Annotated in this window: 19 protein-coding genes; 14 read left to right on the plus strand and 5 right to left on the minus strand. The window is 61.0% G+C overall.

The features are described from left to right. Positions 1 to 8 precede the first annotated feature (8 nt). From BSF40_RS10040 to BSF40_RS10060, 5 genes are all read left to right on the plus strand, one after another. On the plus strand, positions 9 to 713 hold the full coding sequence (locus tag BSF40_RS10040) for a TetR/AcrR family transcriptional regulator (protein ID WP_081500975.1): 705 nt from the start codon (positions 9 to 11) through the stop codon (positions 711 to 713). Positions 714 to 871: 158 nt separating this feature from the next. Continuing rightward, positions 872 to 1426, plus strand: a complete 555-nt coding sequence (locus BSF40_RS10045; RefSeq protein ID WP_095965011.1) for a hypothetical protein — start codon at positions 872 to 874, stop codon at positions 1424 to 1426. A gap of 32 nt (positions 1427 to 1458) precedes the next feature. Next, positions 1459 to 2736 carry a flavohemoglobin expression-modulating QEGLA motif protein gene (locus BSF40_RS10050; RefSeq protein WP_095965012.1) on the plus strand — a complete coding sequence of 426 codons (1278 nt, stop codon included), beginning with the start codon at positions 1459 to 1461 and terminating at the stop codon, positions 2734 to 2736. Positions 2737 to 2883: 147 nt separating this feature from the next. Next, on the plus strand, positions 2884 to 3798 hold the full coding sequence (locus BSF40_RS10055; RefSeq protein ID WP_095965013.1) for an alpha/beta hydrolase: 915 nt from the start codon (positions 2884 to 2886) through the stop codon (positions 3796 to 3798). Beyond that, positions 3795 to 4124, plus strand: a complete 330-nt coding sequence (locus BSF40_RS10060; RefSeq protein WP_007975029.1) for a hypothetical protein — start codon at positions 3795 to 3797, stop codon at positions 4122 to 4124. The genes BSF40_RS10055 and BSF40_RS10060 overlap by 4 nt, the downstream gene beginning before the upstream one ends. A gap of 141 nt (positions 4125 to 4265) precedes the next feature. Here BSF40_RS10060 and BSF40_RS10065 read toward each other — a convergent pair whose 3' ends face one another. The 3 genes from BSF40_RS10065 to BSF40_RS10075 form a co-directional block, all read right to left on the minus strand. Beyond that, entirely contained in the window at positions 4266 to 5063 is a 798-nt protein-coding gene (locus tag BSF40_RS10065) for an OmpA family protein (protein ID WP_095965014.1), read from the minus strand. A 46-nt stretch (positions 5064 to 5109) separates the two neighbouring features. After that, positions 5110 to 5523 carry a DUF4398 domain-containing protein gene (locus BSF40_RS10070; RefSeq protein ID WP_095965015.1) on the minus strand — a complete coding sequence of 138 codons (414 nt, stop codon included), beginning with the start codon at positions 5521 to 5523 and terminating at the stop codon, positions 5110 to 5112. Positions 5524 to 5895: 372 nt separating this feature from the next. Next, positions 5896 to 6240: a hypothetical protein gene (locus BSF40_RS10075; protein WP_015093732.1), complete on the minus strand. Its 345-nt coding sequence runs from the start codon at positions 6238 to 6240 to the stop codon at positions 5896 to 5898. Positions 6241 to 6441: 201 nt separating this feature from the next. Between BSF40_RS10075 and ppc the strand changes: the two genes are divergently transcribed. From ppc to BSF40_RS10110, 6 genes are all read left to right on the plus strand, one after another. Further along, positions 6442 to 9072, plus strand: a complete 2631-nt coding sequence (ppc, locus tag BSF40_RS10080; RefSeq protein ID WP_095965016.1) for a phosphoenolpyruvate carboxylase — start codon at positions 6442 to 6444, stop codon at positions 9070 to 9072. A 287-nt stretch (positions 9073 to 9359) separates the two neighbouring features. Beyond that, positions 9360 to 10007, plus strand: coding sequence for an adenylate kinase (gene adk, locus BSF40_RS10090; RefSeq protein ID WP_015093734.1), 648 nt, complete (start codon positions 9360 to 9362; stop codon positions 10005 to 10007). Positions 10008 to 10101: 94 nt separating this feature from the next. Next, positions 10102 to 10776 (plus strand): tRNA (adenosine(37)-N6)-threonylcarbamoyltransferase complex dimerization subunit type 1 TsaB, encoded by a 675-nt coding sequence (tsaB, locus tag BSF40_RS10095; RefSeq protein ID WP_095965017.1) that lies wholly within the window; start codon positions 10102 to 10104, stop codon positions 10774 to 10776. 249 nt (positions 10777 to 11025) lie between these two features. Beyond that, the gene (locus tag BSF40_RS10100; RefSeq protein ID WP_095965018.1) at positions 11026 to 11331 is read left to right on the plus strand and encodes a hypothetical protein; all 306 of its coding nucleotides are present in this window, start codon (positions 11026 to 11028) and stop codon (positions 11329 to 11331) included. Continuing rightward, positions 11331 to 12191 (plus strand): DUF72 domain-containing protein, encoded by an 861-nt coding sequence (locus tag BSF40_RS10105; protein ID WP_095965019.1) that lies wholly within the window; start codon positions 11331 to 11333, stop codon positions 12189 to 12191. Before BSF40_RS10100 ends, BSF40_RS10105 begins: the two co-directional genes overlap by 1 nt. 35 nt (positions 12192 to 12226) lie before the next feature. Beyond that, positions 12227 to 13048 (plus strand): oxaloacetate decarboxylase, encoded by an 822-nt coding sequence (locus tag BSF40_RS10110; protein WP_095965020.1) that lies wholly within the window; start codon positions 12227 to 12229, stop codon positions 13046 to 13048. A 3-nt stretch (positions 13049 to 13051) separates the two neighbouring features. Here BSF40_RS10110 and BSF40_RS10115 read toward each other — a convergent pair whose 3' ends face one another. Further along, positions 13052 to 13672, minus strand: a complete 621-nt coding sequence (locus BSF40_RS10115) for an energy transducer TonB (RefSeq protein WP_095965021.1) — start codon at positions 13670 to 13672, stop codon at positions 13052 to 13054. A gap of 93 nt (positions 13673 to 13765) precedes the next feature. Here BSF40_RS10115 and BSF40_RS10120 point away from each other — a divergent pair, with 93 nt between their 5' ends. Further along, positions 13766 to 14548 carry a class I SAM-dependent methyltransferase gene (locus BSF40_RS10120; protein WP_007995774.1) on the plus strand — a complete coding sequence of 261 codons (783 nt, stop codon included), beginning with the start codon at positions 13766 to 13768 and terminating at the stop codon, positions 14546 to 14548. A gap of 138 nt (positions 14549 to 14686) precedes the next feature. Here BSF40_RS10120 and BSF40_RS10125 read toward each other — a convergent pair whose 3' ends face one another. After that, positions 14687 to 15325: a TetR/AcrR family transcriptional regulator gene (locus tag BSF40_RS10125; protein ID WP_095965022.1), complete on the minus strand. Its 639-nt coding sequence runs from the start codon at positions 15323 to 15325 to the stop codon at positions 14687 to 14689. Between the two features lie 93 nt (positions 15326 to 15418). Between BSF40_RS10125 and BSF40_RS10130 the strand changes: the two genes are divergently transcribed. Both BSF40_RS10130 and BSF40_RS10135 read left to right on the plus strand, forming a co-directional pair. Next, complete coding sequence (locus BSF40_RS10130) at positions 15419 to 16519, plus strand: efflux RND transporter periplasmic adaptor subunit (protein WP_095965023.1); 1101 nt, start codon at positions 15419 to 15421, stop codon at positions 16517 to 16519. A 6-nt stretch (positions 16520 to 16525) separates the two neighbouring features. After that, complete coding sequence (locus BSF40_RS10135; RefSeq protein WP_095965024.1) at positions 16526 to 19591, plus strand: efflux RND transporter permease subunit; 3066 nt, start codon at positions 16526 to 16528, stop codon at positions 19589 to 19591. The last annotated feature ends 144 nt before the right edge of the window (positions 19592 to 19735 follow it).

Consider the following 19735-nt stretch of genomic DNA (forward strand, 5'->3'; position numbering starts at 1 on the left):
TTCGTGCAATGGCTCAAGAAGGTGCAGCGGGTATCGCCACTGCGGTCGCTGAAAGTGTTCAGTACCAGGGCCGCAAGGCCAGCCGACAGGGCAGTGAGCAGCGTCGACAGGACATTCTCGACGCCGCGATGCGCATTGTCGTGCGCGATGGCGTGCGCGCCGTACGGCACCGTGCGGTGGCCGCCGAGGCGCAAGTGCCGTTGTCGGCGACCACTTACTATTTCAAGGATATCGATGACCTGCTCACCGATACCTTCGCCCAATACGTGGAACGCAGTGCCGCGTACATGGGCAAGCTGTGGGTCAACAACGAGGGCCTGCTGCGCGACATGATCGCCAGTGGCGATGGCAGCCCGCAGGCGCGCTCGAAACTGGCGGACGATATCGCACGGCTGATGACCGACTACGTTCACCGGCAACTGATCAATCGCCGCGAACACCTGATGGCCGAGCAGGCGTTCCGCCAGGAGGCGTTGCTCAACCCGCGCCTGGCCGAACTGGTGCGTTCGCATCAGCAAATCCTGTTGCAGGGCTCTTGCCAACTGTTCCAGGTGCTGGGCTCGCGCGAGCCGCATCAGGATGCCAAGGTGTTGACGGCAATTATCGGCCGGATGGAATATCAGGGCCTGCTCAACGTAGACGAGCCTGCCGCCGAAGAGGAAATGCTCGGCATCCTGACGCGCTACATGCACCTGGTGCTGGCGTCGGAGTAGTCCCGGCTGGTGCTTTCCCCTGTGGGAGCGAGCTTGCTCGCGATAGCGGTTTACCATTCAACATTAATGTTGTCTGACACACCGTCATCGCGAGCAAGCTCGCTCCCACAGGGGAATGTGTCCACCTTAGGGCGGTGTGTATTCATAGGGAGTATTGAATGAAAGCCTGGCGTGTCGTTGTGATCGCCTTGTCGTTCTTGCTGCTCAGTGGCTGTCTGGTGTCCTTCAAGGAACCGCTGCCTGCAAGCGACCCCGCGCCCAAAGGATTACTCGGCAAATGGACCAGCACCAATGCCTGGGGCGAGGCGCTCAACCTCGAACTGACCCGCCTCGGCGACAACCGCTATCAGGCCGTCAGCTATTACCGGGCCAGGCCCCGGGAGCGGGAGGCCTATCCCTTCACGGTGTCGCGTCATGGCAGCCGCTGGTACCTGTCGGCGAAGGTGCCGGCGCAGTTCGGCGGGCATTTCACCCTCGGCGGTTTTGAGCTGACCGACAAACATGAGTTGGTGGTTTACAACCTCGACCTCGAACAGATCAATCAGGCCATCAAGCAAAACGTCCTGAGCGGTGAAAGCTTCCAGACCAGCGATGGCGATGGTGTATTGATCGACAGCCACATGGATCAAGTCGCCGCCTACCTCGACGACCCGGCCAATTCCGATGTGTTCGTCGAAGCGGTGCGCTATCAGCGCCAGGCCAAAGCCAAGTAAGCAGCACCCACAGGTTTCTACAGGAGTTTCGCGTGGACGATTACCAACAGTCGATACGCATTTTGTCTGATCGCATCGTGTTGGCGCAGACGCCGATCCGCGTCCTCGATGCGGTCAAATGGGACGACAACATTCGCAAGGGTTTCCTCAAGGCCAAGGGCAAGGAAATGCCGGCGGTGGACCGCGACTACTACCTCAACCGGCCGCTGGCGTTCGATTCCAGCAAAGTGAAGCTGGAGTTCCAGAACATCGAGCGCGACATCACTCGCCAGCTCGGCCAGTTCAACCCCGTCGGCCAGATCATGCGGCGCATGTGCAAGGAGTACCGCATGGTGGTGCGCATGCTCGAAGCGCGCGGCACCGAGGATTTCGGCCTGATTTCCCAGGAATTGTACGGCGCCGCGTCCGACGCATTCCATGCCGGCGACCCGACCCTGTCCGACCTGGGCATGATGCTGTCCGAATACCTGAACAACATCGACGGCCGTGGCGACCTCAAGGACGAGCCGAAGACGCTGACGGCCAAGGATGCGGTCGATATGTTGCAGCATCGCCTGAACAAGGTGTTTGGCGAAGCCGAGGAAACCATCCGGGTGTTCGAGTCCGATGGCATCGTCGCCGATGCGGCGGCCGGCGCCGACTACATCAAGATCCGCTCCGACGCGATGTTCAACCAGCGCGATGTGCGCGCCCTGGAGGTCCACGAAGGGCTGGTGCACGTCGGCACCACGCTCAACGGCCTGAACCAGCCGATCTGCACCTTCCTGGCCAAAGGCCCGCCCTCGTCGACGGTGACCCAGGAAGGCCTGGCGATCCTGATGGAAATCATCACCTTCGCCTCGTACCCCAGCCGTCTGCGCAAACTCACGAACCGCACCCGCGCGATTCACATGGTAGAGGAGGGCGCGGATTTCCTGCAGGTGTTCGAGTTCTTCCGTGAGCAAGGCTTCGAGATGCCCGAGAGCTACAGCAACGCCAGCCGCGTGTTCCGCGGCTCGGTGCCGACAGGTCTGCCATTTACCAAAGACTTGTCCTACCTCAAGGGCTTCATCATGATTTACAACTACATTCAACTGGCCGTGCGTAAAGGCAAGCTGGAGCAGATACCGCTGTTGTTCTGCGGCAAGACCACCCTGGAGGACATGCGTACCTTGCGTCAGTTGGTGGACGAAGGCCTGGTGGTGCCGCCCAAGTACCTGCCGGAACAGTTTCGCGACATGAACGCGTTGTCGGCGTGGATGTGCTTCTCCAACTTCCTCAACCACTTGAGCCTGGACCGGATCGAGGCGGATTATTCCAACATCCTTTAAGGCTGGTGAGATCCAAATGTGGGAGCGGGCTTGCTCGCGAAGGCGGTGTGTCAGCTAACTGAGATGTTGAATGTTAAACCGCATTCGCGAGCAAGCCCGCTCCCACATTGAGCCGTGTTCCACCCATTTTCTGCGAGGTTTCAACGGATGAGAATCCTCGGCATCCTCTGCCTTTTCCTGGCCTTGAATGGCTGCAGCTCGCTGCTGTTCTATCCGGAACCCGGCCAGTTGTTCACTCCGGAAAAGGCTGGGCTTGAATACCGCACCGTCACCCTGAACACCGCCGATGGCCTCAAGCTGAATGCCTGGTGGCTGCCGGTGAAGCAGGGGGTTGAGGTCAAGGGCACGGTGCTGCACTTACACGGCAATGGCGGAAACCTGCCCATGCACCTTGGCGGCAGTTTCTGGTTGCCGAAAAATGGTTACCAGGTGTTGCTTGTGGACTATCGCGGTTACGGCCTGTCCGAAGGCGAACCCAGCCTGCCGGCGATCTACCAGGACATCGATGCGGCGTTCGCCTGGCTGGACAAGGCGCCGCAGGTTCAAGGCAAGCCGCTGATCCTGCTCGGCCAGAGTCTCGGTGGCTCGATGGCCGTGCATTACCTGGTCCAGCACCCGCAACGGCAGAAACAACTGAAAGCTTTTGTCCTCGACGGTGTGCCCGCCAGTTATCGCAGTGTCGGTCGCTATGCCTTGAGTAATTCATGGGTGTTCTGGACGTTCCAGGTGCCGTTGTCGTGGCTGGTGCCGGACGGTGACAGCGCGATCAACTCCATGGCGCAGCTTAAAGATGTGCCGAAACTGATCTACCACAGCATCGACGATCCGATCGTGCCTCTTTCCAACGGCATCCGACTGTATCAAGCTGCGCCGCCGCCGCGGGTGCTGCAACTGACCCGTGGCGGTCATGTGCAGACATTCGCCGACCCGGTCTGGCGTAACGTCATGCTGCGCTATCTCGATGACCCGCAGCATTTCAACGGCCTGCGCCGCCTGGGTGAAATCCCCAATTACCCGGCACCCCCGAATTCTGAAGATGAACCACCAGAGAGTCCGCAATGAGTGAAGAACGCAACGCCATCCCGCTGATCATCACCGGTATCTGCAGCATCCTCGGCACCGTCGGTGCCCTGTGGTGGTACGGCTACCTGCACTTCGCCAAGCCTGAGGATGCGTTGCTGCTCAACGAATTCACCATGCTCAAGACCATTCCGGGCGAAGACTACAAAGTCTCACTGGAGCCGGCCGCGCAAGTGGCGCAGTGCATCGATGGCGTGCTGGTGCTGTTTGACATGGAACAGAAAGGCCTGACCGGCGTGCTGGTCGACAGCAAGAAAAAAGCCGTGCGTTGCATGGGGCAGGAGACGCCGCAGAAGCTGGAGCCGTAACCCGGTTCTAACTAACAACACAGATCCAATGTGGGAGCGGGCTTGCTCGCGAAGGCGGTTTAACTTTCAGCAATAGTGCTGACTGATACACCGCTTTCGCGAGCAAGCCCGCTCCCACACTGGTTTCGCGTAGTAGCTTGATTATTGGGTGTATGAACTCACCGCCGAACGCGGCATCACCGGCTGATTGTCATTGGAAATGGTCACCTCCACCCGGCGGTTCATCGCCCGGCCCGAGGTGCTTGAGTTATCCGCCACCGGATACTCCTTGCCGTACCCTTGGGCAACGATGCGCGCCGGATCGACGCCCATCTTCACCAGGGCCGCTCGCACGGAATCCGCACGACGTTCCGAGAGCGACTGGTTGTGCGATGCCGTACCGGTGCTGTCGGTATAACCCTCGACAATCACTTTGCGGTCGGGGTTTTCCTGGAGGTACTGCGCCAGTTTGTTGATGTTCATCAGGCCGTTGGATTTCAGCTCGGCCTTGTCCGTGGCGAACAGCACATCCCCGAAGGTCACCAGCGTCCCGCGCTCGGTCTGCCTGGCGTTGAGGCTGTCCTTCAGTTGCTTGATCTGCTGATCGCGGCCTTCCAGGCGGGCTTCGGCCCGTTGCGCCGACGTGTTTTTCAGATTGGCTTCAGCGGTGCGCAGGGCAATGGTCTGCTTGGCCACTTCAACCCGCTGGTTGGTCAGATAGGCAAGCTGGTCAACCTTGGTTGCGTCTTCCTTGTCCCTGTAGGCCTGGTCGGCCTTGTCCAGATAATCGCTGGCCTCCTTGGTTTCCAGGGCTGCGACTTTGCTGGCCTGTGGGTCGGCTTGCAGGCCGCTGTAGTTGGTGCGGGCCTGTTCGAGGTTGGCGTTGGGCGGCGTGGAGCAGGCCGCCAGGGCGATGGTGGCAGCCAGCAGAGTTGGGATCATCAGTTGAATGCGTTTCATGATTTCGTCCTTTTTAGTCGAGTGGGAATGCGTGGAGCCGCGCCGCTTACTGAACGGTGCGCTGGCTTTCCTGACGCAATTCCTGAACGCCTTTCTGCGCGTCCTTCACGGATTGTTCGGCCTTCATCGCCTGGGCCTTGCGCTCTGCAACACGAGCATCCCACTCGGCCTGTTCGGCGAGCATCCGGGCCTGGTCATATTTTTTGTCGTGCATGGCGATTTCGGCTTGCTTGAGCTTGTCCTGGGCCGACTTCATTTCCACCGCGGCGAACTCGGTGCCGCCGGCGCTCACGGCGTCGTTGACGGCCGATTGGGTGACCGCGTACTGCTCGGTCGGCGGGTTACCGGCGCAACCGGCCAGGGCCAGGCTGCTGCCGAGGGCCAGCGCCGCCAGCTGGAGGCCGCGCGAATGAGTGAACGAGGATGTGCCGGTTCGGGTTTTCATGGTCTTCAACTCCATTGGGCTAACTCCTGAAAAGCGTTGAATCCATCCTGGGCAGGGCGCTGAAGCCATCAATTGCGGGGTGTTTTGAAACGCTCGTCCCAGGCGTGGTTACTTGGGTTGACCCGAGGCGTTTTTTGAAAGTTCAGAGAATTTAGCCAGCTATCGAAAAAACTTTGACCGAGTCGACAGGGCTCTAAGTCGGGGATTTATGTTACGCACAGCGGTATATCGGACCTTTTCAGGCCCGAAGTAACGCAATTTTTGAAGTGAAAAACGGGCCAATGTGGGAGCGGGCTTGCTCGCGAATGAGGTTTAACATTCAACAATAATGTTGACTGATACACCGCCTTCGCGAGCAAGCCCGCTCCCACAGGGTTCTACGAAAACTCAGTGTTTCTGTTTGTCGTCCGGCACTGACATGTCGTGCAGATGCCGGCGGGACAGCGCCAGAAAACGCGGGGTCGGCCCGATGTCTTCGTACAGCGGATCACCTTCTTCGTCAGTGGCGACCACGGTCGAGCCCTTGACGTACGGGAAGCTTCTTTCCAGCTCTTCGAGCGCGGCGCCGATCAGATCGCCGAGCAGTTCTTCGGGATGCCGCTTGGGGTACATCTCGACGAGCGCGGCCAGCCGTGCGGCAGACTCCACATCCAGATGAATCGAGTAGCCGGTGTCGGTCAGGCGACCCTTGGCGTTTTCTTCCCAGTGGTGGGCAAGCTCGCGAATTTTCATATTGACCTCATGGCGCGACCGCTCGTGGCGGGCAGGGTGAGTGTCCGGCGTTGGCCGGCGACAGCCGTTGTACGGCTTATCTTCAGACTAGCTTCAACAGGCAAGGTTTGAAGGCCCTTCGTCGTCTTGCTTGTAAGAAGCTGTCTGGGGCGGCACTCTCTAGGTTCCAAGCCGCCCGGATTTTTTGCTGGAGACCTGCTGATGACCGATATTGATGCACGCTTGCGCGAGGACGTTCACTTGTTGGGTGAGCTGTTGGGCAACACCATTCGTGAGCAGTATGGCGATGGTTTTCTCGACAAGATCGAGCAGATCCGCAAGGGCGCCAAGGCGGACCGGCGCGGCTCCATGGACGCCGAGCTCAGCGCCAGCCTCAACCAGTTGACCGAAGACGAGCTGTTGCCGGTAGCGCGGGCGTTCAATCAGTTTCTCAACCTGGCCAATATCGCCGAGCAATACCAGTTGATTCACCGTCGGGAGGCGTCTCAACAGGCGCCGTTCGAAGCCCGGGTGTTGCCCGAATTGCTCGCTCGCCTGCGCGCCGAGGGCCATGGTGCCGACGCGCTGGCCCGGCAATTGGGGCGACTGGAGATTGAACTGGTGCTGACCGCGCACCCGACCGAAGTCGCGCGTCGCACGCTGATCCAGAAGTACGACGCCATCGCCGCGCAACTGGCGGCTCAGGATCACCGCGACCTGACCCGTGCCGAGCGCGAGCAGATCAAGACCACCTTGCAGCGCCTGATCGCCGAAGCCTGGCACACCGAGGAAATCCGCCGCACGCGTCCGACACCGGTGGACGAAGCCAAGTGGGGTTTCGCGGTGATCGAGCATTCGCTGTGGCAGGCCATTCCCAATTATCTGCGCAAGGCCGACCAGGCCCTGCACGCCGCTACCGGCCTGCACTTGCCACTGGAGGCGGCGCCGATTCGCTTTGCCTCGTGGATGGGCGGCGACCGCGACGGCAACCCCAATGTGACGGCGGCGGTGACCCGAGAGGTTTTACTGTTGGCGCGCTGGATGGCGGCTGATCTGTACCTGCGCGATGTCGATCACCTGGCGGCTGAGCTGTCCATGCAGCAGGCCAGCGATGAATTGAAGGCCAGGGCGGGTGACAGCGCCGAACCTTACCGGGCCGTGCTCAAACAGCTGCGCGAGCGCCTGCGGGCGACGCGCAACTGGGCGCACACCTCATTGTCGACACCCACACCGGCACCGGCCGATGTGCTGCAAAACAACCGCGAACTGCTCGACCCGCTGGAGCTGTGCTACCACTCGTTGCATGAATGCGGCATGGGCGTGATCGCTGACGGACCCTTGCTCGACTGCCTGCGTCGGGCGGTGACCTTCGGTCTGTTCCTGGTTCGTCTGGATGTGCGCCAGGACTCGTCGCGACACAGCGCGGCCATGACCGAAATCACCGACTACCTCGGCCTGGGGCGCTACGAGGACTGGAGCGAGGAAGAGCGCATCGCCTTCCTGATGCGTGAACTGAATAACCACCGGCCGTTGCTGCCGGCGTACTTCAAACCCTCCGCCGATACCGCCGAGGTGCTGGCGACCTGCCGGGAAATCGCCGCTGCACCGGGGGCGTCCCTGGGTTCCTATGTGATCTCGATGGCCGGTGCCGCTTCCGATGTGCTGGCGGTGCAATTGTTGCTCAAGGAATCCGGCGTGCTGCGGCCGATGCGCGTGGTGCCGCTGTTCGAAACCCTGGCCGACCTCGACAACGCGGGGCCGGTGATCGAGAAACTGCTGCTGTTGCCGGGCTATCGCTCGCGTCTGCAAGGGCCGCAGGAAGTGATGATCGGCTATTCCGATTCGGCCAAGGACGCCGGCACCACCGCGGCGGCCTGGGCGCAGTACCGGGCGCAGGAGCGACTGGTGGATATCTGCCGTGAACAACAAGTGGAGCTGCTATTGTTCCACGGCCGCGGCGGCACCGTGGGGCGTGGCGGCGGACCGGCCCACGCGGCGATTCTGTCGCAGCCGCCGGGTTCGGTGGCGGGGCGGTTCCGCACCACCGAACAGGGTGAAATGATTCGATTCAAATTCGGCCTGCCGGACATCGCCGAGCAAAACCTCAACCTGTACCTGGCCGCCGTGCTTGAGGCGACCTTGCTGCCGCCGCCGCCACCGACGCCCGAGTGGCGCCATTTGATGGACGAACTGGCCGCAGACGGTGTCAGCGCTTACCGCGCCGTGGTGCGGGAAAATCCGCAGTTCGTGGAGTATTTCCGCCAGTCCACGCCGGAACAGGAACTCGGTCGTTTGCCCCTGGGCAGTCGGCCGGCCAAGCGCCGGGCCGGGGGGATCGAAAGCCTGCGGGCGATTCCGTGGATCTTCGGCTGGACCCAGACACGCCTGATGCTGCCGGCCTGGCTGGGTTGGGAATCTGCCCTGAGCAAGGCACTGGAGCGGGGTGAAGGTGAACTGCTGGGGCAGATGCGTGAGCAATGGCCGTTCTTCCGCACCCGCATCGATATGCTGGAGATGGTCCTGGCCAAGGCCGATGCCGACATTGCCCGGTCCTATGACGAGCGTCTGGTGGAGCCGAATCTGTTGCCATTGGGTGCGCACTTACGCGACCTATTGTCGCAGGCGTGCTCCATCGTTCTCGGCCTGACCGGGCAGTCGCAGCTACTGGCACATAGCCCAGCGACCCTTGAATTCATCCGCTTGCGCAACACCTACCTCGACCCGCTTCATCTATTGCAGGCCGAGTTGCTGGCCCGTTCACGATTGCAGGATGTAGCGCAGGGCAGCCCGGTAGAACAGGCCCTGCTGGTGTCTGTCGCGGGGATTGCCGCCGGTTTGCGTAACACCGGCTAAGGTTTTTGCCGTGGGGTCAGGCATCCGGCAGGTGAGGCGGATGCCGCCGCAGGACGGGTTGAAAAGTGCTGTCAGGCGACAGTTAATGTTGGGGTTGCGACTTGGGGAACCGTGCGCAATGGTCGCAGGAGGCAGCGGTTTCTCCGACTTTTGGCGTCTTGTGTGGGCGCAGCCTGCTGTGTATCTTGATCAGCCTTTGGCCGTTTGGGCGGCCACGACCCTTTTTTGAGATTGGCCCCACGAGGCGAATCTGACGTTATCCATATAAAAAATTGAGGAGCACATCGATGCGCGTCATTCTGCTGGGAGCTCCCGGGGCCGGTAAAGGTACTCAGGCTAAGTTCATCACCGAAAAATTCGGCATTCCGCAAATCTCCACCGGCGACATGCTGCGTGCAGCGGTCAAGGCCGGCACCGAGCTGGGCATCAAGGCCAAGAGCATCATGGATGCCGGTGGCCTGGTGTCCGATGACCTGATCATCGCACTGGTCAAGGACCGCATCGCCCAGTCCGACTGCGCCAACGGTTTCCTGTTCGACGGCTTCCCGCGCACCATTCCCCAGGCTGAAGCCCTGGTGACTGCCGGTGTCGAGCTGGACGCAGTGGTTGAAATCGCCGTCGAAGACGAAGAAATCGTCCAGCGTATCGCCGGTCGTCGTGTTCACGAGGCCAGCGGCCGCGTGTACCACATCGTCTACAACCCGCCGAAAATCGCCGGCAAGGACGACATCACCGGTGAAGAGCTGGTACAGCGCAAGGACGACACCGAAGAAACCGTGCGTCATCGCCTGTCGGTCTACCACTCCCAGACCAAGCCGCTGGTGGATTTCTACCAGAAGCTGTCGGCCGCCAATGGCAAGCCGCAGTACAGCCATATCGAAGGCGTCGGTTCGGTTGAAGCGATCACCGCCAAGGTGCTTGAAGCCCTGAGCTGAAAAGTCTGATCCGCTGCATCATCCACGGCCCGCTTGCGGGCCGTAGTTGTTTATACTGACGCACTTTTTTCTGATCTCTCTTGTGGATACATCGATGAGCACCTTGCTGGCCCTGGACACCGCGACTGAAGCTTGCTCCGTTGCCTTGCTGCATGACGGCAAGGTATCGAGCCATTACGAGGTGATCCCGCGCCTGCACGCGCAGAAGCTGTTGCCGATGATCAAGCAATTGCTGGCCGATGCTGGCACCACCCTGCAAGCAGTCGATGCCATTGCATTCGGCCGTGGCCCGGGAGCCTTCACCGGTGTGCGCATCGCCATCGGCGTGGTGCAAGGCCTGGCGTTTGCCCTGGATCGTCCGGTGCTGCCGGTGTCGAACCTGGCCGTGCTGGCGCAACGTGCATTGCGCGAACATGGCGCCACTCAGGTCGCTGCTGCCATCGATGCGCGCATGGATGAAGTGTATTGGGGGTGCTACCGCGAAACGGCCGGGGAGATGCGTCTTGTTGGCGCTGAAGCGGTACTGCCGCCGGAGTCCGCGGCATTGCCGGCCGATGCCGGCGGCGAGTGGTTCGGCGCTGGCACCGGTTGGGGGTATGGCGAACGCATCGCGGTCAGCCTGAGCGGTCAGGACGCGGCCATGTTGCCCCATGCCGAAGACCTGCTGACCCTGGCGCGATTTGCCTGGGCGCGTGGCGAGGCGATCGTGGCTGACGAGGCTCAGCCGGTTTATCTGCGCGACAAAGTGGCGACGCCCAAAGCGCGTTGATTCACGCAGTACCTGCGGGCTTGCTCGCGAAGGCGGTATAACATTCAACATTTCTATTGCCTGACACACCGTCTTCGCGAGCAAGCCCGCTCCCACAGGGTTGGTGTTCTGCTCTAATTCTGCCAATCGTCATTTTCTAACCCCGGCTTTTAAACCTTTTGCCTTTTATGTGTTCTAGTTATCACTCGGCGGTTTGCGAAGTGGGAAATGCGCCACTAAACTGCCATCACTGATTCCGAGTATGCACGTATGCGTATCGACGGCGTTTCCTCTCAGTCCTACCCCATCAAGCGCAAGCCACGCAAAGACCGTGTGGTGGAAGACGACGCCATTGATATCGAAGGCGAGCTGGAATTCCCGACTGAAGAGCAGTTGGCTGCCCGCGCCGCCAAAGCCTCTGCGCAAAAACCGAGCAATCTTCCCGCCCGTCAGCAAGACATGATTTACCACCGCGCCATGAGCAAAAGCGTGGCGACGGCGCTGGCCAGCTACCTGAGTACCGCCGGTTTCGTCGATTGGGAGACGGATGTGCTGGGTCTCGACCTGTACATCTGATGGTGCTGCCGTATTACCTCGGTTGCCCGTCCTGGAGCGAGAACGCCTGGCGCGATTACCTGTATCCGCCGCACGCCCGCCCCGCTGAATTTCTTGATCTCTATTGCCAGGTATTCAATGCCGTAGAAGGCAACACAACCTTCTACGCCAGCCCTGCGGCCAGCACCGTGCAGCGTTGGGCCCAAACCATGCCGCAGCACTTTCGCTTTACCGCCAAGTTTCCCGGCGAGATCAGCCACGGTGGCGATCTGCGCGAACAGCTGACAGCCGCCGAAACCTTCCTGCAATTGCTCACTCCGCTGGGTGATCGGGTGTCGCCATTGTGGTTGCAGCTGTCGAAAAACTTCACGCCCCAACGCTTGCCCGAGCTGGCCGGATTTATCGATGCCCTGCAGCGCCCGCTGGCCGTTGAAGTGCGCCATGGCGATTTTTTCGCCAAGGGAGACAGCGAGCGAATGCTCAATCGTCTGTTGCTGGATCGCGGTATTGAACGCATCTGTCTTGATCCCCGTGCGTTGTTCAGTTGCACATCGACCGAGCTTTCGGTGCTTCACGCCCAATCGAAGAAGCCCCGGGTGCCTCCGCGTCCGGCGGCGTTCACGCAGTGTCCGCAGGTGCGTTTTATCGGCCATCCGGTGCTTGAGGCCAACGATCCGTTCCTGGAGCCCTGGGTCGAGAAAATCGCGGTGTGGATCGAAGAAGGGCGCACGCCGTATATCTTCCTGCACACCGCCGACAACCTGCTGGCCGCGAAACTGGCGCAGCGTTTTCACGCCAGGCTGATGCGGCGTCTGCCTGGCTTGCCGGCGCTGCCTGAGCTATACAGAGAACCCGCCGCCGAGCAACTTGGCCTGCTCTGAGGCGGATTCCTTCCCCCTTTTCAGGAGTCTGCCCCATGGATGCGCAAACCCTTCGAGCCCAGGCGTTCAAAGCCCTTCACGAACGCTCCGGCGCTTTTGTGATTCCCAATCCGTGGGATGCCGGTTCAGCGAAGATGCTCGCCAGCCTCGGCTTCGAGGCGCTGGCGACCACCAGTGCCGGTTATGCCTTTTCCCAAGGCCGTGCCGATGGCGGCTTGAGCCTCGACGATACCCTGATGAACGTTCAGGCGATTGTTGCCGCCACCGACTTGCCGGTTGCCGTGGACCTGGAAAACGGTTTTGCCGACAACCCGGCCGATTGCGCCAAAAGCATTTTGCGCGCGGCAGAGGTCGGTGCTGTCGGTGGTTCGATTGAAGATGCCACCGGCCGCGAAGAAGGCCCCATCTACTGCTTCGACCACGCGGTGGCGCGCATCGAGGCCTCTGTGGCTGCCGCTCGCAGTTTGCCGTTCCCCTTCACATTGACCGCCCGGGCCGAAAACTTCCTGCACGGCAATCCTGATCTGGCCGACACCATCCGCCGCTTGCAGGCATTCGCCGAGGCCGGTGCCGATGTGCTTTACGCACCCGGTCTGCGCAGCGCCGAGGATGTGCTGGCGGTGGTGCGCGCGGTGGCGCCCAAACCGGTGAATGTGTTGATGTCGGGCGGCTTGAACCTGACGGTCGCGCAGTTGGCTGAAATGGGCGTCAAACGCATCAGCGTCGGTTCGGCGCTGGCGTTGGCGGCCTATGGTGAATTCTTTCGCGCCGCCGAAGAAATCCAGACATCAGGCACGTTCGGCTTCACTTCGCGGTCGATGCCGTACCAGAAGGCCAATCAGTTCTTCAAAGGCTGAGGGTCAGGCGGCGATGCGCAGGTTTTGCAGGATGATCGGGCGCGCCCAACCATTGTCGAAATCCAGTTGTTTCTGCTGTTCGATCCGTTCTTCCGGGGAGAACGGCGGGAACGGCTTGTCGAGCAGATCCAGGTCGAATTCGGCAATCGGCAGGTGCAGCGGACGTGGTTGCGGGGCAGGGCTGGCTTGCGGCAGTGGCTGACCGGCGTTGAGCACGATCGGGCGAACCCAGCCGCTGTCGAAATCCTGGTGTTTTTGCTGGGCGACGATTTCATCCGCCGGGAACGGTGGGAATGGTTTGTCGGCCAGGTCCATTTCGAATTCGGCAATCGGCAGGAACAGCGGCTCGGGCGGACGTACCTGAATGTCCTTCACGTCGCACTCACGCTGGGAAACGATGTGTTCCAGCAGATCGCTGCCAACGGTCGGCTCGACCGGGCTTTCGAGATCGACCGGTGGGAAATTCAGTGATTCAGGCAGCACATCACCCGACTGATCGGCCAGCGCACGGGCAAAGAAATCCTGCCAGAGGTGACTGACACCGCTCAGTGCCTGGGTGTTTCGCAGGTTGTAATTGCCGTAGGGCGATATAAAACCTGTGATTGTGGGTTGAATGTCTGACATTTCTCTCGGTCGACGCTCAGCTCTGGCAAAATGCTCGATAGTTTTGTTATCGGCAGTTTTTGCCGATCATTAATTTTTTGAGCGTGTTTTCCGATGATTGATCAACCCGCGGCCTGCCGCATCCATGTCCAGGCGCTGGACGCGGCTTTCGAGCCACAAGCCGAGCAATGGGCCGAGCGCCTGGGCTTGCCGATGCAAGTGGCGGACGGCGAATTTGCCTTGCAGGTGGGTGACCAGGGTTTGCAGTTGCAACAGCTGGGGCCGGACGCGCCGGGGCCGGTGCGGGTGGACTTCGTCGAGGGCGGTGCGGCCCATCGCCGTCTGTACGGCGGCGGCAGCGGGCAGATGATCGCCAAGGCTGTTGGTGTCGCCCAGGGCGTGCGCCCGCGGGTGCTGGATGCCACGGCAGGGCTGGGCAAGGACGCGTTCGTGCTGGCCAGCCTCGGTTGCGAGATGAGCCTGATCGAGCGTCAGCCGTTGATCGGTGCCTTGCTGGAAGATGGCCTGGCCCGTGGTGCGGAAGATTTCGACGTGGCGCCGATCGTGGCGCGCATGCGGCTGCTCAAGGGCAACTCGATCGAGGTGATGCGCAATTGGGAGGGCGAACCGCCGCAGGTGATCTACCTCGATCCGATGTTCCCGCACCGTGAGAAAACCGCGCTGGTGAAGAAGGAAATGCGCCTGTTCCGACCGCTGGTGGGTGATGACCCGGATGCGCCGGCTTTGCTCGAGGCTGCGTTGGCCCTGGCCAGCCACCGGGTGGTTGTCAAGCGCCCGCGCAAGGCGCCGTGCATCGACGGGCCGAAGCCGAGCCATGCGCTGGATGGCAAGTCCAGTCGTTACGATATTTATCCGAAGAAAGCGCTCAAGCCTTAAGACCGAGTCGCCTTCATCGCGGGCAAGCCACGCTCCCACAGGTTCTGTGCCGGGTTCAAAATTCGAGTACACCTCGGACCCTGTGGGAGCGGGCTTGCCCGCGAAGGCGTCGGTACAGTCAACGCAATGCTGTCAGGCTCACTCAGGCCGATAAGCCCGCATAAACAACCCCACCACTTCCCGCACATGGCTCTCCGCGGCCTCGCCGACCGGCGGCTCGCCGCAGCCATACAGCAAGCGGAAATTCCCGGCTCCCTTGAGCAGGCAGAAGAAGTGCTCGGCGGCGTTGTGCGGCTTGTCGATGCTCAGCACGCCACTTTCGTCGATCCGGCTCAGCAAACGTTCCATGCCGTGCAGCATGCGCTCCGGGCCCGCCTCAAAGAAGATTTGCGCGAGTTTCGGGTCCTGGCTGCCCAAGGTCATCATCAGTCGGTGCAAGTTCACTGATTCGTCACTGTTGATCAGCTGATGAAAGCCGCGCGCGATGTTCAGCAGCACGGTTTCCACTGCCACGCCTTGGGGCAACTCGAAGAACAGCGGGGGCAACTGCTCCTCGCACTTGGCCATCACGGCGGCGGAGAACAGTGTCTCCTTGTCGTTGAAGTGGCTGTAGACCGTCAGCTTCGACACACCGGCCTCGGCTGCGACGGCATCCATGCTGGTATTGGCATAACCCTTACTCAGAAACAGCACTTTTGCCGCATCGAGAATGGCCTGGCGTTTCACCAGATCCTTGGGTCTGCCTGGGCCATTGGGTGCTGAAAGATTGTTTGGCATATTCGCTTTTATTACTGGACTGGTGAGTTTGCTATTAATAACATACTGCTCAGTATAATTATTCAAAGCACCATTAGCGAAAGGTCCTTCACCATGTTCCGCTATGCCTTGCCCCTCGCGTTGCCAGTCACTCTGGCTTTTTTATTGTCTGCGTGTGGCTCCGACGAAGTGCCGCCAGTCAGCGTGCGCCCGGCCATGGTGGTTCAGCCAGAGCCTTCGGCACAGGCCATGGAAAGTTATCCAGGTGAAGTCCGTGCGCGTTATGAGCCGGACCTGGCGTTCCGCATCGGCGGTAAAGTCAGCCGACGACTGGTCGAGGAAGGGCAGCGGGTCAAGGCCGATCAACCTTTGGCAGAGCTCGATCCTCAGGATGTGCGCCTGCAACTGGAGGCCACCCGGGCCCAGGTCGCTGCAGCTGAAGCCAATCTGAGCATGGTGCGTGCCGAGCGTGATCGCTACAAAACCCTGATGGAGCGTCAGCTGGTCAGCCGCTCGCAGTACGACAATCACGAAAACCTCTACCGCTCCGGCGAAGCGCGCCTCAAGCAAATCAAGGCCGAATTCAACGTTTCCAATAACCAGGCCAGCTACGCCGTGCTGCGTGCGCCGCAGGACGGCGTCGTGGCCAAGCGTCTTGTGGAAGTCGGGCAAGTCGTGGCCGCGGGGCAAACGGTGTTCACACTGGCAACCGATGGCGAGCGTGAAGTGTTGATCAGCCTGCCGGAGCAGAACTTCGGCCGTTTCAAGGTCGGTGAACCGGTGGCGGTGGAGCTCTGGACCCAACCCGGCCAGCGTTTCGAAGGGCGCATCCGTGAGCTGTCGCCAGCGGCTGATCCAAAGTCCCGCACCTTTGCGGCGCGCATCGCCTTCACCTCCGGCAAGGTGCCGGTGGAGCTGGGCCAGAGCGCCCGGGTGTTCGTGCAGGCCGCCGACGTGGTGCCTCTGTCCGTTCCACTGTCGGCGTTGACGGCAGAAAACGGCGTGACCTATGTCTGGGTCGTCAGCGCCAACAACACCTTGAAGAAAACCCCGGTGCGAGTGGGTGCCTTCGGTGAGAAAACCGTACCGGTGCTCGAGGGGCTCAACGCCAGCGACTGGGTCGTGGCCGCCGGTGTCCATGTGCTTCTCGACGGGCAGCAGGTGCGTCCGGTGGATCGCTCCAATCGCGTGGTCAATCTGGCGGACAAGGAGTAAGCCCCGATGCGCTTCAACCTTTCCGAATGGGCGCTGCGTAATCGCCAGATCGTCCTGTTCCTGATGCTGTTGCTGGCCATCGTCGGCGCACTTTCCTACACCAAGCTCGGCCAGAGTGAAGACCCGCCGTTCACCTTCAAGGCCATGGTGATTCGCACCAACTGGCCGGGCGCGACCGCCGAGGAAGTCTCGCGCCAGGTCACCGAACGCATTGAAAAAAAGCTGATGGAAACCGGCGAGTACGAGCGCATCGTTTCGTTCTCGCGGCCCGGGGAATCCCAGGTCACCTTCATTGCGCGTGATTCCATGCACTCGGCAGAGATCCCGGAGCTCTGGTATCAGGTACGCAAGAAAGTCAGCGACATCCGTCATACCCTGCCGCCTGGGATTCAGGGGCCGTTCTTCAACGATGAATTCGGTACCACGTTCGGCAACATCTACGCCCTGACCGGTGCGGGCTTCGACTACGCCGTGCTCAAGGATTACGCCGACCGCATCCAGATCCAGCTGCAACGGGTCAAGGATGTGGGCAAGGTCGAACTGCTGGGGTTGCAGGACGAGAAAATCTGGATCGAGCTGTCCAACGTCAAGCTCGCCACCCTCGGCTTGCCGCTGGCGGCTGTCCAGCAAGCCCTTGAAGAACAGAACGCAGTGTCCACGGCAGGTTTCTTCGAGACCAGCAGCGAGCGTTTGCAGCTACGGGTGACGGGGAATTTCCAGACGGTCGACGAGATCAAGAACTTCCCGATCCGCGTCGGTGATCGCACCTTCCGCATCTCCGATGTGGCCGACGTTCGGCGTGGTTTCAATGATCCGCCGGCGCCGCGCATGCGCTTCATGGCGCAAGACGCCATCGGCCTGGCGGTGGCGATGAAGGACGGCGGTGACATTCTGGTGCTGGGCAAGGCACTGGAAGTCGAATTCGCCCGCATCCAGAAAAACCTCCCGGCCGGTATGGAGCTGCGCAAAGTCTCCGACCAGCCGGCGGCGGTGAAAACCGGGGTTGGTGAGTTCGTGCAAGTGCTGGTCGAGGCGCTGGCCATCGTGTTGCTGGTGAGCTTCTTCTCCCTCGGCGTGCGCACCGGCATGGTGGTGGCCCTGGCGATTCCGCTGGTGCTGGCGATGACGTTTGCCAGCATGTATTACCTGGGCATCGGCCTGCACAAGATCTCCCTCGGCGCGCTGGTACTGGCGCTGGGCTTGCTGGTGGACGACGCGATCATCGCCGTGGAAATGATGGCGATCAAAATGGAGCAGGGTTTCGACCGGGTCAAAGCGGCGAGTTATGCCTGGACCAGTACCGCGTTCCCGATGCTCACCGGTACGCTGATCACCGCGGCCGGCTTCCTGCCGATTGCCACGGCGCAATCGGGCACTGGCGAATACACCCGTTCGATCTTCGAGGTGGTCACCATCGCGCTGTTGGCGTCGTGGGTGGCCGCGGTGGTTTTCGTACCGTATCTCGGGGAAAAACTCCTGCCGGACCTGGCAAAAATTCACGCCGCCAAGCACGGTGCCGGCCAACCCGATCCCTATGGTACGCCGTTCTACCAGCGCGTCCGGCGTCTGGTGGAGTGGTGCGTGCGCTGGCGCAAAACCGTGATCGCCGCGACTGTGCTGTTGTTCATCGCTTCCATCGTGCTGTTCAAGTTTGTACCGCAGCAGTTCTTCCCGGCATCGGGTCGCCTGGAGTTGATGGTCGATCTGAAACTGGCCGAAGGTGCTTCGCTGAGCAATACCGCCGACGAGGTCAAACGCCTCGAAGCGCTGCTCAAGGACAAGGCAGGGATCGACAACTACGTGGCCTACGTCGGCACCGGTTCGCCGCGTTTCTACCTGCCGCTGGATCAGCAACTGCCGGCGGCGAGCTTCGCCCAGTTTGTCGTCCTGGCGAAAACCATCGAAGAACGGGAAGCCCTGCGCACCTGGTTGATCTCAACCCTCAACGAGCAATTCCCCGCTCTACGCTCGCGGGTCACGCGACTGGAAAACGGTCCGCCGGTTGGCTACCCGGTACAGTTCCGCGTGACCGGGGAGCACATCGAGGAGGTGCGGGCGCTGGCGCGCAAAGTCGCGGCCAAGGTTCGCGAGAACCCGCATGTGGTCAACGTCCACCTCGATTGGGAAGAACCGAGCAAGGTGGTGTACCTGAACATCGATCAGGACCGCGCGCGGGCGCTGGGCGTGAGCACGGCGAACCTGTCGAGGTTCCTGCAAAGCTCCCTCACCGGTTCCAGCGTCAGCCAGTACCGTGAAGACAACGAGTTGATCGAGATCCTGTTGCGCGGCACCGTGCATGAACGCACCGAGCTGTCATTGCTGCCGAGCCTGGCGGTGCCGACCGAGAACGGTCGCAGCGTCGCGTTGTCGCAGATCGCGACCCTGGAGTACGGCTTCGAAGAGGGCATCATCTGGCACCGCAACCGCCAGCCTAACGTGACGGTTCGCGCCGACATCTATGACAAGCAGCAACCGGCGACACTGGTGCAGCAGATCATGCCGACCCTCGATCCGATCCGCGCCGAACTGCCTGACGGCTATTTGCTGGATGTTGGCGGCACCGTTGAAGACTCGGCGCGCGGACAGAACTCGGTGAAGGCCGGCGTGCCGTTGTTCATCGTGGTGGTGTTGACCTTGCTGATGCTGCAACTGCGCAGTTTCTCGCGCACGGCGATGGTGTTTCTGACGGCGCCGTTGGGGTTGATCGGGGTGACGCTGTTTCTGTTGGTGTTTCGCCAGCCGTTCGGTTTCGTGGCGATGCTGGGGACTATCGCCTTGTCGGGGATGATCATGCGTAACTCGGTGATTCTGGTGGATCAGATCGAGCAGGACATTGCTGCGGGGTTGAAGCCTTGGCAGGCGATTATCGAGGCGACGGTGCGGCGGTTCCGGCCGATTGTGTTGACGGCGCTGGCGGCGGTGTTGGCGATGATTCCGTTGTCGCGCAGTGTGTTTTTTGGGCCGATGGCGGTGGCGATCATGGGGGGGTTGATCGTTGCTACGGCGTTGACGCTGCTGTTTTTGCCTGCGCTTTATGCGGCCTGGTTTCGGGTCAGGAAGGAGTCCGTTTGATTGGGGACATATCCATTGCTTCGGTAGCGGCGACTTACGGTTCCGCTCTTACAGCGGGTCACTTTTGGCAAACGCCCCAAAAGTAACCAAAAGGTCTCGCCCCTTACGTACGGCCCCTCGCTGAGGCTCGGGGTTCCTTCGCTC

Origin of the sequence: Pseudomonas sp. ACN5, from assembly GCF_002303975.1 — a bacterium.
GTDB classification, from domain to species: domain Bacteria; phylum Pseudomonadota; class Gammaproteobacteria; order Pseudomonadales; family Pseudomonadaceae; genus Aquipseudomonas; species Aquipseudomonas laurylsulfatiphila.